The sequence below is a fragment of the Vibrio sp. 947 genome (genome assembly GCF_033339115.1).
GTDB lineage: Bacteria > Pseudomonadota > Gammaproteobacteria > Enterobacterales > Vibrionaceae > Vibrio > Vibrio alginolyticus.
The window spans coordinates 1-16,211 of the sequence record NZ_JAWOTX010000038.1 but is presented as its reverse complement, the minus strand read 5'-3'; the positions used below and the strand labels follow the sequence as shown (position 1 = coordinate 16,211).

At 45.9% G+C, this 16,211-nt stretch carries 16 protein-coding genes, 1 tRNA gene and 1 riboswitch; of the genes, 6 read left to right on the top strand and 11 right to left on the bottom strand.

The genetic code is table 11. The annotated features are described in order from the left end of the window. The 4 genes from R7Q39_RS27405 to R7Q39_RS27390 all read left to right on the top strand — a co-directional run bounded on the left by R7Q39_RS27405 (position 1) and on the right by R7Q39_RS27390 (position 2,454). Positions 1-261, top strand: coding sequence for a DUF2282 domain-containing protein (locus tag R7Q39_RS27405; RefSeq protein WP_318077116.1), 261 nt, complete (start codon positions 1-3; stop codon positions 259-261). 99 nt (positions 262-360) lie between these two features. Continuing rightward, positions 361-1,233 carry a DUF692 domain-containing protein gene (locus R7Q39_RS27400; protein ID WP_213883939.1) on the top strand — a complete coding sequence of 291 codons (873 nt, stop codon included), beginning with the start codon at positions 361-363 and terminating at the stop codon, positions 1,231-1,233. Continuing rightward, positions 1,230-1,988, top strand: a complete 759-nt coding sequence (locus R7Q39_RS27395) for a DNA-binding domain-containing protein (protein ID WP_213870896.1) — start codon at positions 1,230-1,232, stop codon at positions 1,986-1,988. The genes R7Q39_RS27400 and R7Q39_RS27395 overlap by 4 nt, the downstream gene beginning before the upstream one ends. Before the next feature lie 10 nt (positions 1,989-1,998). Then, positions 1,999-2,454, top strand: a complete 456-nt coding sequence (locus R7Q39_RS27390) for a DoxX family protein (protein WP_054575520.1) — start codon at positions 1,999-2,001, stop codon at positions 2,452-2,454. Positions 2,455-2,485: 31 nt separating this feature from the next. Here R7Q39_RS27390 and R7Q39_RS27385 read toward each other — a convergent pair whose 3' ends face one another. Both R7Q39_RS27385 and R7Q39_RS27380 read right to left on the bottom strand, forming a co-directional pair. Beyond that, positions 2,486-2,767, bottom strand: coding sequence for a hypothetical protein (locus tag R7Q39_RS27385; protein WP_005378786.1), 282 nt, complete (start codon positions 2,765-2,767; stop codon positions 2,486-2,488). Between the two features lie 91 nt (positions 2,768-2,858). Further along, positions 2,859-4,052, bottom strand: coding sequence for a multidrug effflux MFS transporter (locus tag R7Q39_RS27380; RefSeq protein ID WP_318077115.1), 1,194 nt, complete (start codon positions 4,050-4,052; stop codon positions 2,859-2,861). A 107-nt stretch (positions 4,053-4,159) separates the two neighbouring features. Here R7Q39_RS27380 and R7Q39_RS27375 point away from each other — a divergent pair, with 107 nt between their 5' ends. Together R7Q39_RS27375 and R7Q39_RS27370 are read left to right on the top strand one after the other, a co-directional pair. After that, positions 4,160-5,101 (top strand): LysR family transcriptional regulator, encoded by a 942-nt coding sequence (locus R7Q39_RS27375; RefSeq protein ID WP_005378791.1) that lies wholly within the window; start codon positions 4,160-4,162, stop codon positions 5,099-5,101. Positions 5,102-5,304: 203 nt separating this feature from the next. Beyond that, positions 5,305-7,095, top strand: coding sequence for an aminopeptidase P family protein (locus tag R7Q39_RS27370; protein WP_318077114.1), 1,791 nt, complete (start codon positions 5,305-5,307; stop codon positions 7,093-7,095). Positions 7,096-7,215: 120 nt separating this feature from the next. Here the strand turns inward: R7Q39_RS27370 and thiH are convergent, their stop codons facing one another. From thiH to R7Q39_RS27325, 9 genes are all read right to left on the bottom strand, one after another. Continuing rightward, positions 7,216-8,328, bottom strand: a complete 1,113-nt coding sequence (thiH, locus tag R7Q39_RS27365) for a 2-iminoacetate synthase ThiH (RefSeq protein WP_318077113.1) — start codon at positions 8,326-8,328, stop codon at positions 7,216-7,218. Positions 8,329-8,362: 34 nt separating this feature from the next. After that, complete coding sequence (locus R7Q39_RS27360; protein WP_005397059.1) at positions 8,363-9,130, bottom strand: thiazole synthase; 768 nt, start codon at positions 9,128-9,130, stop codon at positions 8,363-8,365. Positions 9,131-9,135: 5 nt separating this feature from the next. Next, entirely contained in the window at positions 9,136-9,390 is a 255-nt protein-coding gene (gene thiS / locus R7Q39_RS27355) for a sulfur carrier protein ThiS (RefSeq protein ID WP_054702541.1), read from the bottom strand. A gap of 38 nt (positions 9,391-9,428) precedes the next feature. After that, entirely contained in the window at positions 9,429-10,202 is a 774-nt protein-coding gene (locus R7Q39_RS27350) for a HesA/MoeB/ThiF family protein (RefSeq protein ID WP_104979863.1), read from the bottom strand. After that, entirely contained in the window at positions 10,189-11,604 is a 1,416-nt protein-coding gene (locus R7Q39_RS27345; protein WP_258473977.1) for a thiamine phosphate synthase, read from the bottom strand. The genes R7Q39_RS27350 and R7Q39_RS27345 overlap by 14 nt, the downstream gene beginning before the upstream one ends. Beyond that, positions 11,604-13,544 (bottom strand): phosphomethylpyrimidine synthase ThiC, encoded by a 1,941-nt coding sequence (thiC, locus tag R7Q39_RS27340; RefSeq protein WP_318077112.1) that lies wholly within the window; start codon positions 13,542-13,544, stop codon positions 11,604-11,606. Before thiC ends, R7Q39_RS27345 begins: the two co-directional genes overlap by 1 nt. 163 nt (positions 13,545-13,707) lie before the next feature. After that, a riboswitch (TPP riboswitch) is annotated at positions 13,708-13,806 on the bottom strand. A 60-nt stretch (positions 13,807-13,866) separates the two neighbouring features. Continuing rightward, positions 13,867-14,250, bottom strand: a complete 384-nt coding sequence (gene crcB / locus R7Q39_RS27335; RefSeq protein WP_318077111.1) for a fluoride efflux transporter CrcB — start codon at positions 14,248-14,250, stop codon at positions 13,867-13,869. Positions 14,251-14,373: 123 nt separating this feature from the next. Then, positions 14,374-15,756, bottom strand: a complete 1,383-nt coding sequence (locus R7Q39_RS27330) for a multicopper oxidase family protein (protein WP_318077110.1) — start codon at positions 15,754-15,756, stop codon at positions 14,374-14,376. Between the two features lie 244 nt (positions 15,757-16,000). After that, positions 16,001-16,077: transfer RNA gene (locus tag R7Q39_RS27325), tRNA-Trp, on the bottom strand. Positions 16,078-16,211 lie beyond the last annotated feature (134 nt).

Sequence of the window (16,211 nt, the reverse complement as noted above, 5' to 3'; positions counted from 1 at the left end):
ATGAAAAAGTCGAATCTAGCTGTTACTGCTGCTGTTACTGGTCTTCTAGCTCTTGGTGGCACAATGCTAACTGCAGCTCCAGCTGTCGCTGCTGAAAAAGAAAAGTGCTATGGCGTTTCTAAAGCAGGTAAAAACGACTGTGCAACAAAAAGCAGCTCATGCGCTGGTACTTCTAAAGAAGATAACCCAAAAGACGCATTCGTAGTCGTACCAAAAGGTCTTTGTGACAAACTCGCTGGCGGTAGCACTTCTTCTTCATAATCTTTTATCGCTAGCTATTGTGAGGATGCGTTGACGCTCAACCAACGCAAAGCCAAGACGCATCCTTCTCTTCCCGCACGATTTGAAAAGGAGTTTCAGGTGAAACACCACACCTTCCACGACCTTGTTGGAGTTGGATTAAGAACCCCTCACCTCGATTACTTTAGCCAATCCCAGCCTGAGTTGTCTTGGTTAGAAATCCACAGTGAAAACTATTTCCAACCCAATGCAACAGAGCGCCATCAGCTACAAACGCTTCGCGAGCAATATCAAATTAGCTGCCACGGTATTGGTTTGTCGCTAGGTTCGGTGGAACGTGTTAGTCAAAAGCATCTTGCGCAACTTAAATCACTGATTGACTCAATCGACCCAATTCTTGTTTCTGACCATTTAAGTTGGAGTGAAAACGGCGGTCACTACTTTAATGACCTGCTTCCACTTCCGTATACGGAAGAAGCGCTCAACGTGTTCACTCGTAACGTGAATGAAGTGCAGAATTATTTGCAACGCGAGATCTTGATAGAGAACCCATCTAGTTATGTGAAGTTTCAACATTCGACCATCAGCGAATGGGAGTTTCTTACCGAAGTGCAAAAGCGCACTGACTGTCGTTTATTGCTCGACTTAAACAATGTTTATGTTTCGGCGTTCAACCACGGTTTTGATTGCGACACATACCTAGATGCGATTCCAGCCGACAAAGTGGATGAGATTCACTTGGCAGGTTTTACCATTAAACAACTCGACAAAGGTGAGATATGGATTGATACCCATAGCCGCCCGGTTAGCGATGAAGTTTGGCAGTTGTTTTCACAGTGGACAAAAAAACACGGTCCACGTCATACGTTGATTGAATGGGATTTGGATATCCCCGCGCCAGAAGTCTTATTAGGAGAAGCACAGAAAGCATCGCTACTGCTGTTGCAAGGCACACTTCCAAGTGAACAAAGCGAACCAAGGAAGGCATCATGAATCTAGCCACCTTACAAAGCCAGTTTGCTAAAGCCCTACACTATCAAGCACTCGGTGAAGATTGCGATATTGCCAGTGATACGTTTACCGCTGATGAACGCATGCAGATTTACCGCAATAACTTTATCGTCAGCTTAAGCGAGGTGTTATCCGCGACCTACCCGATGGTTGAAGCGCTGCTTGGTGAAGAATGCTTTGAACAGATAGCTCGCCAGCATGTTCTTTCTTACCCATTAAAAGAAGGAAATGTGGTGCATTATGGCGAAGGCTTTCAAGACACCATCATGCAGTTTAGTCAGGTGATCGCACAAGCACCTTACAGCCCTGAAGTCGCACGCTTCGAGTGGCATATCGACCTAGCTCGTCAAGTACAGTATGAACAATCCAATGCAGCGGAATTAAAACCGCTTGCGTTACTTGGCGAAGTGAGTGAAGAGCAACAACCCGCTTTAGTCTTACACCTTAAAAAGGGCTGCCGCAACTTTGACTCCAACTACGCAGTATTCGATCTATTTAGCGCGATTCAAACTGGGCAATTCGAACAACTTAATATCAACCAATTACAGCAAGGTGTCATCTCGATTCAAGCCAATGGAGAAGCCTTGTGTCACGCACTCGATGCCGATGTGTTCCAACTGCTGCAATGTTTAGAGCAGAAACAGAGTTTGAGCGAAATACCTGAAGTTTTACTCGCTCATCTCAATCGCATCATGGCACTCGATATCGTTGACGGCTTTACATTGCAATCAATCTAAGGAGCACTCTATGACGGATACGGTTAAAAACTTAGTGAATCGGTACGACGATTTAATCAGTACCTTACAAGCAGCCTTTGTCCCTTTACTACTTCTCTTTTGTCGCTTTTGGGTTGCTTGGGTGTTCTTCAATTCAGGACTAATCAAAATCTCATCTTGGGATAGCACGCTGTACTTATTTGAGCTGGAATACCAAGTGCCAATCTTGCCATGGGAATTGGCGGCTTATTTAGGTACGGCTGCGGAGTTGGTTCTACCGGTGTTCTTGGCACTGGGATTGATTACCCGCCCGATGGCAGCAATGCTGTTTGTGTTCAACATCATCGCAGTGATCTCTTACCCACTGTTGTGGGAGAAAGGTTTTTATGACCACCAACTTTGGGGATTGATGATTCTTATCGTAATCGTATGGGGGCCAGGACCGCTGTCTTTGGACCACATCCTGAAAAAGAAAATGACGAGCTAAAAAAATCCCCGCATCATGCGGGGATTTTTTATTATTTATTCAAGTAAGCCAGTAGCTCTTCTGCTGAGATACCTTGCTGAGCGAGGTCTTTTGCCATCTGCTCGACTTGTTCATCTTTGCGTGACTCAATCACTTGCTGAAATTGGTACACGATATCACGCAAAATTGGCAGAGGTACTTGTTTAGCCGCACTACGAATACGCTCGGAGCTTTGATTACCCAGCTCATTAAGCAACTTGCCAAACATCACCTTTTCTGGTGAATCTTCCATTTGCTCTAGAATACGAGCCATTTCATACGTGGTTAACGACATTACTTTTTGAGTTCCGTTATGGTGTCAGGAAAAGTCTGAGTGACAAATATACACGCCTTACTTACATTGGAAAATACTAAATTACACTGATTTACGCTTTCGCAAAGCTCGAGTGCCAGTTCTTCCCTGCTTTTGTAAACAGAACGCCCAACGCAGGTAATAGGACCCACATATGAATTGCGATCAAGGTTTGTGGATCCAGAGATAAGCGTTGCAGTGTACCCACCAACAAACCAGAGCCACTCATTTGGAACAATCCAAGCAGTGCAGCTGCCGTGCCCGCCTTATCACCAAACGGTTCTAACGCTTTCCCTGCCGCTGCACCCAGAATGAATGCAAAACCTACAGAAGACATGAAGATAGGTAGCATGAAAGAAAGCGCGGTATTCTGACCATTCATCACTAGCATGATCACACCTGCGAGACCCAGAGTTGAGATCCCGGTGACCAAGGTGTTGTGAGTTCCAACGCGCTCCATAAACTTAGGCGCCAGCATACATGCCGCAATGTTTATCACCGCATTTACACCAAACCAGAAAGTGAATTCATTCATCGACAGCCCCATCCCCGTCATCAATACCGACGGTGCTGAGGTAACGTAAGCAAGAATAACCGCCATCGCCATCAAGCATAATGACGCATGGAAAACAAAAGATGGTGTGCTAAGCACTGCCCAATACCGACTAAGCTTAAACACCGCTTGCTTTTCTGTTGACGGGTTAGTCTCTTTCATCATGAAAAACATCAATGATCCAGACACCACAGCAAAACCCGCCATAAAGCTAAAGTTAGCACGCCAGTCAAATTGCTGAGTTAACCAGCTACCTAGAATTGGAGCTAAAGCCGGAATGAAACAAATCGCACCGTTAAGGTAGCTGATCATTTTGCCGCTTTTTTCCGGGCCAAAAATATCGCGAACTGTTGCAAAGGCTGCTACCGATGTCGCACACGCACCTAAGCCTTGTAGCAGTCGGGAAACCAACATCCACTCAATATTTTGAGCACTCCACGCCAATAAAGCGCTCATCGCGTAAATGGTGATACCGCCCAATGCAACAGTTCGACGTCCGAGTTTATCTGCTAAGGGACCTGCGAATAGCTGACCAACACCCATAGCAAATAAGAACCAAGTGATCGTGTCTTGTGCTAGCGCATTATCGACCTGAAAAGTGGAAGCAATAAGAGGTAAAGCAGGTAGATAAATATCAATCGCTAAAGGACTGAAAAGAACCAAAAGGGTCAATAACGCCATCTGTTTTTTACTATTAGAAAACTGGCTAGACACACAACACTCCGAATTGGATAAAGAACTTTGGGTAAAGCTTAATCATCTGATGATATGAATGGAAATGATGTATAATCATGAGCATTATTCCTCAGAGGAAATTCACTGTGAACGTCGAAAAACTGGCTCGTATCGATTTAAATCTATTGGTCTGCTTTAAAGTGCTGATTGAAGAGTTAAATGTTACTCGTGCGGCCCACCGATTGTGCTTAAGCCAATCTGCCGTCAGTAAATCACTGGCTAAACTGCGCATTCAATTTGATGACCCTCTTTTCACTCGAAACTCACATGGATTAACACCTACGCCGCGCGCATTGTTTCTTAAACCGAAACTGGATCTGTTGATAAATCAGTTAGAAGTGCTGACTCAACCCGAAGAGTTTTCTCCGCAAAGCAGCGAATACCGTTTTCAAATAGCAGCGGTAGAGAGTGTCTACCCTCTCATTCTACCCCATTTCTTACCGGCGATTTTTCAACAAGCACCTGGCGTGACAATTAGCACACACCCGTGGTCGGATAATACATTTAAAATGCTTCAACGCGGCGAACTGGATTTAGGCTTAACTGGAAAAGATATCGATATAAACGATGCCAAGCTGACTCTTCAACCACCCGATGACATTTGCGAGTTGGAAATTTATCGTGATTACCAAATGTGCATCATTCGCAAAAACCACCCTGCGCTAAAACAACCTTGGAATCTGGAAGCCTATCTCGCCCTACGCCATGTACAAGTACGTTGTGATGGCAACGACCGTTGGTTGCTGGATTATCGCCTTGCAGATATTGGCGCCGACCGCGATATTGCCGTCACCGTGCCCGACTTTAACAGTGCCGCAAGTTTATGTTCATACACCGACTTTATCTTTACTGCGCCAAGTCATTTTGTGCAACTTGCGGCCAAACAGCTTGATTTGGTCGTGCTGCCACTACCGTTAGAATTCCCACCTATGGCTTACACTTTATTCTGGCACCGAGATAGAGAAAACGACCCTGCATTAGGCTGGCTACGTACGATGATCACACAAAAAACCGATCACCTTAGATAAAAACACCGCACTCAATTTGCGCTTAGCGGCTAAAATGAGTAGCTTAACTGTCGTAGTCCTTTTTGGCTCATCTATGGCCTAGTTGTACTCCGACTCTATTGAAGTGATTGCGAACCTCAATGGAATCGTAAACTGCATGAAGCAGATGGAAACAGCTCCCACACCTGAGCATGAAGGAGCGGTAATTTGAAGGAATAACACAGATGCACAACGATACCCAAAGCCGCGTGAATGCAATTCGCGAATGGCTAGCACAACATAATATTGATGCCCTACTTGTCCCTCATGAAGACGAGTACTTGGGTGAATACGTACCAGCGCACAACGAGCGTTTACATTGGCTAACTGGTTTTACTGGTTCTGCTGGTGCTGCGGTAATCACCAAAGACAAAGCCGCTATCTTTGTTGATGGTCGCTACACAGTACAAGTAACAAAGCAGGTTCCTGCTGATCTATTCGAATACCGTCACTTGATTGAAGAGCCTGCACTAGATTGGATTAAAGACCATCTTGCAAATGGCGCGTCTGTGGCAATCGACCCTCGCATGCACAACGCTGCTTGGCTAGACATGGCACAAGCAAAACTTGCTGGCGCACTTGAGCTTAAGATTCTCGATAGCAACCCAATTGATGAACTGTGGCACGACCGCCCTGCTCCTGTGGTTTCTGATGTTCGCCTAATGGCAACAGAAGCAGTTGGTCAGTCAAGTGAAAGCAAACGCCAAGAAATCGCAGAGCTCGTGAAAAAAGCCGGTGCAGACAGCGCAGTGATCACAGCACTTGATTCTATCTGTTGGTTGCTCAACGTTCGTGGTCTAGATGTCTCACGTCTACCAGTTCTGCTTTCTCACGCGATTCTGCACTCAGACTCAAGCGTAGAATACTTCCTAGATCCTGCTCGCTTACCTGCTGAGTTTGACGCTCATGTTGGTGCCGGCGTGACGGTTCATCACCCAGAAGCATTGCAAGCACGGCTAGAAACTCTAACTGGCAAGAATGTACTGGTTGACCCTGCGACAAGTAACGCGTGGTTTAAATTGGTTCTACAAAACGCTGGCGCATCTGTGATGAGTAAAGCTGATCCATGCCTAATGCCAAAAGCAGCAAAGAACGCAGTTGAAATCGCAGGCATGAAAGCATGTCATATCCGTGATGGTGTGGCGATGAGTAAGTTCCTATCTTGGTTAGATGCAGAAGTCGCTGCTGGTAACCTGCATGATGAAGCGACACTGGCAGACAAACTGGAAGCATTTCGTAGCGAAGACCCGACACTAATGGATCTTAGCTTTGATACCATTTCAGCGGCAGGCGGCAACGCGGCGATGTGTCACTACAACCACGAAAACCAACCTGAACCTGGCAAGCTAGAACTGAACACACTTTACCTAGTGGATTCAGGCGGTCAGTACCTAGATGGTACGACAGACATTACGCGTACCATTGCGATCGGTCAGCCTTCACAAGAGATGATTAAACAGTTCACTCTTGCGCTAAAAGGTCACATCGGTGTTGCTCGTGCACGTTTCCCGAAAGGCACACGTGGTTACCAAATCGATACGCTAGCTCGTCAGCACTTATGGGCGGAAGGCTACGATTACGATCACGGTACCGGTCACGGTGTTGGTCACTTCCTAAGTGTTCATGAAGGTCCGGCGAGCATTTCTAAGAAGCAAATCGACGTGCCTCTAACAGAAGGTATGGTGCTATCCAACGAGCCAGGTTACTACCGTGCGGATGCGTTTGGTACCCGTATCGAGAACCTAGAGCTTGTTGTTGAAACCCCAACTAACGGTGACTTCCCTGTTCTATCATTTGAGTCGCTAACACGCTGTCCAATCGACAAGCGTAATATCAACGTTGATATGCTAACTCGTCCAGAGCTTGCTTGGTTGAATGATTACCATCAGAAGGTATGGGATGAGATCAGCCCACTTGTTGAGGGTGATGTGAAAGAGTGGCTTCGTCAAGCAACGCTACCAGTAGCACACAGCTAGAAGCTAGAAGCTAGAAGCTAGAAGCTAGAAAAAGTAGAGGGTTGATGTTTTGCATCAACCCTCTTTTTTTGCCTATGTTTCACGTGAAACATAACGATGACCAGTGGCTTTCTTTGCTACTTAACCAGAATACGCCGAGTGCCAATCTCGCCATACAGGGTCAAACCCTTTGGCTCGAATCATATCTTCCACAGAACCTGCGCTTCGCTCATCACTGGTCTCAAACTGCTCGAGTTCAACATCATCCATCGCATAACCACCCGGCTGAGTTTTCGATGCAGCAGACATACTGGTAATGCCTAAAGGCAATGCGTTATCTCTAAACTTCGGTGACTCACGAGTCGATAATGACAACTCCACTTCTGGATTCAACAAACGATAAGCGCAAATCAGCTGAACAAGTTGCTTATCCGTCATGACTGATTTGGGTTGGAGCGCACCCTCACAAGGACGCAAACGCGGGAAAGAAATCGAGTAACGAGTCTGCCAATACGTGCGCTCAAGATAGTCCAAGTGCGCTGCCACATAAAAACAGTCGGTACGCCACTCTTCCAACCCTATTAAAGCACCAATACCGATCTTATCGATGCCCGCCTTTGCAAGACGATCGGGTGTATCCAATCGGTATTCGAAATCCATCTTGTTGCCACGCAAATGGTGCTCGGCGTAAGTCGAAGGATGATACGTTTCTTGATAGACCATCACCGCATCCAAACCCAATGTCTTGAGCTCAGCGTATTCGTCTTGATCAAGTGGCTGTACTTCCATCGCCAAATAGTTAAAGCGCTTCTTAATCATAGGCACCATTTCGCGGAAGTATTTCATACCCACTTTAGTTTCGTGCTCGCCAGTCACCAGCAATACGCTATCAAACTTCATGCGTTTAATGGCTTCAACTTCTGCAGCCACTTCGTCCCTATTCAAAGTACGACGCTTGATTCTGTTCTCCATAGAGAAGCCACAATAAGTACAAGCATTGGCGCACAAGTTAGAAAGGTACAGTGGAATGTAAAGCGACATGGTATTACCAAAACGCTTGCGAGTTGCCGAGTATGACAGCTGCGCCATTTGCTCTAAGTACGCTTCAGCCGCTGGTGAAATTAGCGCTTTAAAGTCTTCCAAATCACGCTTGGGTTTATTCAATGCTCGCTCGACATCTTGTGCCGTTTTCGCGTAGATCGACATCGAGATGTCATCCCAATTAAGCTGCTTAAATTGTTCAACGAAGCTCATGTTTTCCTCGCTTAATAGCTAAACCAATCTAGGACTAAAGCTCATCTAGGAATGACGTCAGTGGACTCGACGCAACCGCATGAGAAACCTTACCGGCAAGTCCAGCTTCATAAGCCATACGCCCGGACTCTACCGCCAACTTAAATGCCTTCGCCATCGCAACGGGATCGCTCGAAGCTGCAATCGCTGTATTGACGAGCACGGCATCCGCGCCCATTTCCATCGCACGCGCGGCATGTGAAGGAGCACCAATACCCGCATCAACAACGACAGGAACATTAGCTTGGTCGATGATGATCTCTAGGAAATCGTGAGAAACTATCCCTTTGTTAGAACCGATCGGCGCACCTAATGGCATGACTGCAGCACAGCCTACTTCTTCCAATCGTTTACACAGAACCGGGTCAGCATGACAATAAGGAAGGACAATGAAACCCTCACGAACCAGTTGCTCAGCGGCTGCTAGTGTCTCAATTGGATCGGGCATCAAGTACTTCGGGTCTGGATGAATTTCTAGTTTTAACCAGTTAGTACCCAACGCTTCTCTCGCCAATTGTGCTGCAAACACAGCATCTTTAGCATTCTTTGCACCTGAGGTGTTCGGCAATAAGTTCACACCCGCTTGTACTAACGGTAGCAAAATATCGTCTTGTTGGTCGTTCACATCCACACGCTTCAACGCCATGGTCGCAAGTTGAGAACCCGATACTTGAATCGCTTCTGCCATTAATCGGCTGTTGGCAAACTTCCCTGTTCCCGTGAACAGTCTTGATTCGAATTGTTTATCACCAATTTTAAGCATCGACTTTAACCCCCTGCGATCGCTTGAAACAAAGAGATGCTATCTCCCTGTGAAAGAACTGTGCTAGCCCACTCACTGCACGGCACAACATTGTTATTAATTGCAAAAACACAGCCCATTTCAGGCAGCGCAAATTGACTAATGATTTGCTGTAGATTTGACTCACTGGCAACTTGATGTGACTGGCCATTGATGACAATAGTGATCACATCTAAGTCAGCAGCTGTCATTTGTGTTGTTTGTTGTTCTGATAACGTCATTGCTTCCAACTCTCTTAATTCTGCCCATTACCCGTAAGCTAAATCTGAGCACACACTTGGCACTGTTTGTCTTTGCTTATCGCCATGGTTTGCCATTGCAGCTTCAATCCATCGAACAGGTGTAACTTGGCAGTCTCGACATGAAACTTTCCCGTCGCCAGTTTTTGAATTGCCGCTATCGCTTGGTAGTTGCCAAGTGTGCCCACCACCGGACCGACGACACCACTCTCACTGCACTTTTGCGTTTGCGGTAATTCGTCGAACGGATACAAACAGCGGTAACACGCTTTACTCTGCGCTTCTTGTTCACTTGGTGTTTGGTAATCAAAGACAGCGAATTGCCCTTGCCAACCAATTGCCGCCGCCGAGATGAGCGGCGTATTTTGCTCGAAACAAACTTGGTTAATGAGCTGACGCGTTGGCATGTTATCGGTGCAGTCGAGCACCACATCCGCTAGCATCACCTCAAGCTGAAGCTGTGCTTTGTCTAATCGCTTATTGAGAGCACGAACTTGGACCATAGAATTAAGTTCAGTGAGTTGCTTTACAGTCGCTTCTGTTTTCGCAACTTGAAGGTCTTGTTCACGATAAATGATCTGGCGTTGCAGGTTACTGCTATCAACTTCATCGTTATCGACCACAACCAATTTACCAACGCCCGCTGATGCCAAGTACAAACTCGCAGCACTTCCTAACCCACCACAACCGATGATCAGAACATGCGATTTACTCAAACGCTCTTGCCCAACTTCGGCAATTTCTGGCAGAGCGACTTGACGTTGATAGCGAAGGAACTGCTTATCCGTGAGCATGCTCACCTCTCTTGCTATGCGCCAACTCAATATTCTGATCAGTAAACGTTAGCTGTCTTTCCTTCATCAGTTGTGCGAAGAACTCGATGACCGATTGAGGTGATTCTGCCAACGTAATAGCACGCACTACTGCTAAGCTAGAAACACCTGTTTGCCAAACTTGGTCAGCATTAGATTGGTCAATGCCACCAATAGCGACCGTCGGAAAGCCTCGTACATAACCACTAACTTCTTTGTCTTTTGAAGGACGGAAAACCGACTCTGTGTTTGTATAAGGAATGCTATCAATCAGCTTTTGATACAGTGCCAAGCGCACCAAACCTTGTGGTTTCGATGGCATCTGTTTTGTGGTGGTTGGGAAAATATGCCCTAGCGCGATGTAGCTAGGATGAATTTGTACGATGCGCAGTAGTTCATAATAACCATGAGTAGAAAGACCAAGACGAATACCGGCTTTAGTTAGCTGAGCCAAATTCGATTCTTCTATGTCTTCTTGTCCTAGGTGAACGCCATAAGCGCCATGCTTGATTGCCAACTGCCAATAGTCATTGATGAACACTTGTGCTTGATACTGACGACCTAGCTCAATTGCTCGAATGATCTGTCGTTCTAAATCGGCTTGTTGTGGGTTCTTGATTCGCAGTTGAATAGTGTTGATGCCTAGTGGCAATAGACGTTCAATCCAAGCAACATCATCAACGACTGGATAGAGCCCTAAACTTTGCTTAGTCAGAGTTGGAAAGCTAACGCTATCGCCTTGTGCAGACCAACCAACTTGAATACCTAGTCGGTTATCTTCCAGTACAGGTGTGGGGAAATCATTAAATTGGTCAGCCCACTGAGTAGATCTTCCCTCGTCAAGATTGTCATTCAACAGTGTTTCACGTGAAACATTCGCTTGTTGAGTTAACATTCCTCGAGCAAGTGTTAACGCATCTTCGATAGGAAAATCGAGTACTGTCAGCGTTACTATCCAAGCAAGGTGATATTTGGGAGCGAACATTGCGTTGAATTTGGACTTAACGGAAAGCGCTCTCACTTCGTTGTTAATTGGGTGACGCCAGATATCAAGCTGAAGCACTTTCTCCTTTTCATCGGATACCTGAGTATCAGCAATACCAATATAAATCGCTTTCGACGGTTGCTTAGCACACGCTTCTACCGACAAAGCAGAACGGTAATAGAGCACAAATGAACTCTCATGCTCAGAGTCATAATCATCAATGAGATCAGTCGTTATGTGTGTGGTCTGTTGGCCGCGAACAAGCTGAATAGATTGAGTTGGGCTCACACCCAACTCAATGTCTTCTATGCTAAAGCCCTGTTCTTTCGCCAACAACAAACATTGCTGAACTAAACCTGTCAGTTCAATCAACGATGACGGAATAAGGATTTTGCTCATTAGTCACTTACCTCGGCATGTGCTGCTGGGTGGTATAGCTCGGAACCTGACTCTCTAAATTCTTGCGATTTCTGACGCATCCCTTCAAGAGGATCATCTAGCATTTTAATCGAGATAGCTTGGTCCGCAGCAACTTGCTCAGTGTCTTTCGCGTACTCTCGTACCTCTTGCGAAATCTTCATCGAGCAGAACTTTGGTCCGCACATCGAACAGAAGTGAGCAACTTTGCCGGACTCTTGAGGTAAGGTTTCATCATGGAAAGCGCGCGCGGTATCTGGGTCGAGTGACAAGTTGAATTGATCTTCCCAGCGGAACTCGAAGCGAGCTTTAGAAAGCGCATTATCACGAACTTGAGCACCTGGGTGCCCTTTCGCTAAATCAGCGGCGTGCGCAGCAAGCTTATAAGTGATCATGCCTACTTTCACATCTTCTTTGTTTGGTAAGCCAAGATGCTCTTTAGGAGTGACGTAGCAAAGCATCGCACAGCCATACCAACCAATCATGGCAGCGCCGATGCCTGAAGTAATATGGTCGTAACCAGGAGCGACGTCTGTCGTCAGTGGGCCAAGGGTATAGAAAGGAGCTTCATGGCAGTGCTCCAGCTGCTCTTCCATGTTCTCTTTGATCATATGCATTGGAACATGGCCAGGACCTTCGATAATTACTTGTACGTCGTATTCCCAAGCAATCTTGGTTAACTCACCAAGGGTACGAAGCTCTGCAAATTGCGCTTCGTCGTTAGCATCGGCCACCGAGCCAGGACGCAGACCATCACCGAGAGAAAGTGCCACATCATACTTAGCACAGATTTCACAGATCTCTCGGAAGTGGGTATATAAGAAGCTTTCTTGGTGATGCGCTAAACACCATTTCGCGATGATAGAACCACCACGAGAGACGATACCAGTAACGCGTTTTGCAGTCATTGGCACATAACGAAGTAGTAAACCGGCATGGATAGTAAAGTAGTCAACGCCCTGCTCTGCTTGCTCAATCAGGGTATCGCGCATCACTTCCCAGTTAAGGTTTTCAGCAACACCATTCACTTTCTCAAGCGCTTGGTACATTGGCACGGTACCGATCGGAACCGGACTGTTACGTAGAATCCACTCGCGAGTTTCGTGGATGTTACGTCCAGTAGAGAGATCCATAACGGTATCGCCACCCCAGCGCGTTGCCCATACTAACTTTTCTACTTCTTCCTCAATCGAAGAAGTGACCGATGAGTTACCGATGTTGGCGTTCACTTTGACCAAAAAGTTACGTCCAATGATCATTGGTTCGGATTCTGGGTGGTTAATATTGGAAGGGATAATAGCGCGACCTTCGGCGACTTCTTTACGCACGAATTCGGCGGTAATATCTTTTGGTAGGTTCGCTCCGAAGCTTTGACCCGGATGCTGTTGATTCAGCACTTCATCGCGATACTTGGCACGCCCCATGTTTTCACGCAGCGCGATGTATTCCATTTCTGGGGTAATAATACCTTTGCGAGCATAGTGCAATTGGGTCACACAATGGCCATCTTTGGCACGTCGAATACGTGGTAGATTACCGTAACGAAGATCGTCTAGTGTTTCGTCTTCTAAGCGTTCTTTGGTGTACACCGAGCTTACTTCATCAAGTAGCTCAGTATCGGCACGCTCTTCAATCCACCCTTCTCTCAGCTTAGGTAAGCCGTTATAGAGGTCTATGGTGTGCTCTGGAGCTGTGTATACACCCGACGTATCGTAAACGCGTACTGGCTCATTAGGTTCGAATATAGGCGCTTCTTTTGTGCCTCCAATAAGGCTATCAGCGAGTGATATCTCACGCATTGGCACACGAATATCTGGACGTGAGCCTTCAACGTAGACTTTGCTTGAATTGGGGTACGGTTGTACCGAGAGTGTATCAATGAACTGTTTTGCTTCCAGTCTCGCTTGTTTGCGACTCGACATAGCATTTTTCCTTGCTTTGTTATACTAGATAAAAAGTAATTGGATAAAAATGCTTGGCGGATAGATGCGACAAGAGGAGTCAAATTAAGGCTAATTAAAGCTTACGATATTTGCCTGTAACAACATTCGACTTTTGATAGGTCAACCAGAAAGAACTCCGGTGTGAATATCTTCTCTTGTTCCCTTCGCAGATTCTAATCTGATCAGGTTCAACGGATCCCGAATTAACGGTCTCAGCCTTATGGCACTCCGACAAGTGATGTCAGTATATAAAAACGGCTTGGTGAAACCAAGCCGACCTGTTCAATTTTTAACTACTTTGCTAGCTGCGCATCAATAATAGAAAGCCTATCCACGCAGCTGAAATACTTAACACGACATTCAACAATACGTTCAACCCCATCTTAAAGAAAGCGCCCTGCTGCATAAGCAACACATTATCCATCGAGAAGGTGGAAAACGTCGTTAGTGCCCCTAAAAAACCCAAGCCAATCACTTGTCGCCAAGGTTCCGTTGCCAAAAGTTCATTATCGAAAGCTGCTATCAATAAGCCCATCATAAATGAGCCAACAACGTTAACGGTTAACGTACCATATGGAAAACCACGCCCCAATAAAATGACACAAAGTTCAGAAATTAAGTAACGAGAACATGCACCAAATGCACCACCCAATGCAATAAAACCCAAAACGGATAGTTGTCCCATAATTCCCCCAGAAAAGTTAATGGCGACATTGTAATCAAATTTACGGCAATAGTGATTATACAATCTTAGAATTCAGCCAAGTACAGCGCTTAAAACTTATCAAGATTTAAAAAGTTACAGGAGTCACTTTACTTCAATATAACCCATCAACCCCGTCTTCATGTGTTCGATCACATTGCAATGGTACATCCAACGTCCAGGGTTATCTGCAACAAATGCCGCTTTCGCACTGCCGTTTTTTCCAAGCAAGACCGTATCGGTATGAAACGGTTCGTCGAGTTTTTTTCCATCTAACTCAAGAACCGTAAATGTGTGCCCATGAAGGTGAGTAGGATGATGATATTGGGTGACGTTCTTTAGGTTGAAGATATAGGTTTTTCCCATCTCCAATGTTGAAAGGGGCGGCGAAATATTATCTTTGCTCATTCCCTCCCAAGCCCGTTTGTTCATCAGCCAGAATTTAGGTATCGCTTTGCCCGATTTATCAGCAGGAATGATCGCGCCCTCCCACTCAAACACATAATCGATTTGCTCTGCATTTTTCAAATCGAGAGCTGGCACAGGGTTGAGAGGTAATAAAGGCAGTTTCTGGTTGTTCGGCAGGTCAGACTCAACAACGTCAAACTCGCACAAAGGGAATGGGAAGCGTCCTTTCATTTGACGCACATAAACACGTTTTCCAACCTTCGGAGCAATCAACCCGATATCTAACCTCATTCCTGGACCAATTTTGTGCTGAGTGAGCTTATAAGGCGTTTTAACAGGATTACCATCTATAGCAATAACCCAAGCCTCTGCCCCTTCTATAGCGATCGGGTAAGTAATGGTGTTATCGACATTAGCAATTCTTAATCGCGTGGTAGCATTCTGCTTCAGCGTATAAACAGGTTCATGCACACCATTGACGCTACTCCACTCTCCGGGAGTCCCCATACGAGCGCTCAAGCGCGGTACCATAAGGTTCTTCCACTGACCTTGTTTGTCTAAATGCCAATGCTTTAGAACTATTTCCTGTTCTTCATCAAATAGAACAGGCTCAGCCTCTTCAACGATAATTAGCCCAACTAAGCCCATACCAAGCTGCTTCACACTATTCATATGTGGGTGATACCAAAATGTGCCCGCATCTGGTGGTGTAAATTCATAAACGAATGTTTCACCCGGCATGATAGGCAACTGGCTTAAGAAAGGTACACCATCCATTTCAATAGGGATTCGCAAGCCATGCCAGTGGATTGTAGTCGGCTCTGAAAGCTTGTTAGTAAACCGAATTATAACTCTCTCGCCTTGGCGACAACGAATCGTAGGCGCTGGAATCGAACCATTAAATGCGAGTACGTCTGTGTTAAACCCAGGGACCAATTCTGCAGTAGAAGGCTCTGCAGTGATATCGTATATATATTGCCCCTGCTTATTAGTGCTCCTAGATAGAGAACATGCAGGTAGAACGGTAAGCGCGGAGATTGCTAAGGATGATTGAAGAAAGCGTCGACGAGATATATCCATACATAGTTACTCATTAATCCAGATCGGTTGAGTGTAACTAAATATAAATAGTGATTCCCCTTTATTATTAAAATTTCGGGCCACTGATCATTACAGCTAACTGTAGTTTCGTTCGTTCAGTAGATTAAATGCTGCCAAAGTACAGCAGAAAGCCATACTTACGGGATAAGAGTAGAAATAAGCTGTAATAATGAGAAGATACCAGATACAAAAAAGGCTCTGACCTAAGTCAGAGCCTGATATGTGGCAGGGGTGGAGAGATTCGAACTCCCAACACGCGGATTTGGAATCCGCTGCTCTGCCAATTGGAGCTACACCCCTATAGAATTTTCATATTCTAGATTTGACAAAACCTCGCATAAGCGAGGTTGTCGATATTAAGTGGCGGAGTGGACGGGACTCGAACCCGCGACCCCCGGCGTGACAGGCCGGTATTCTAACCAACTGAACTACCA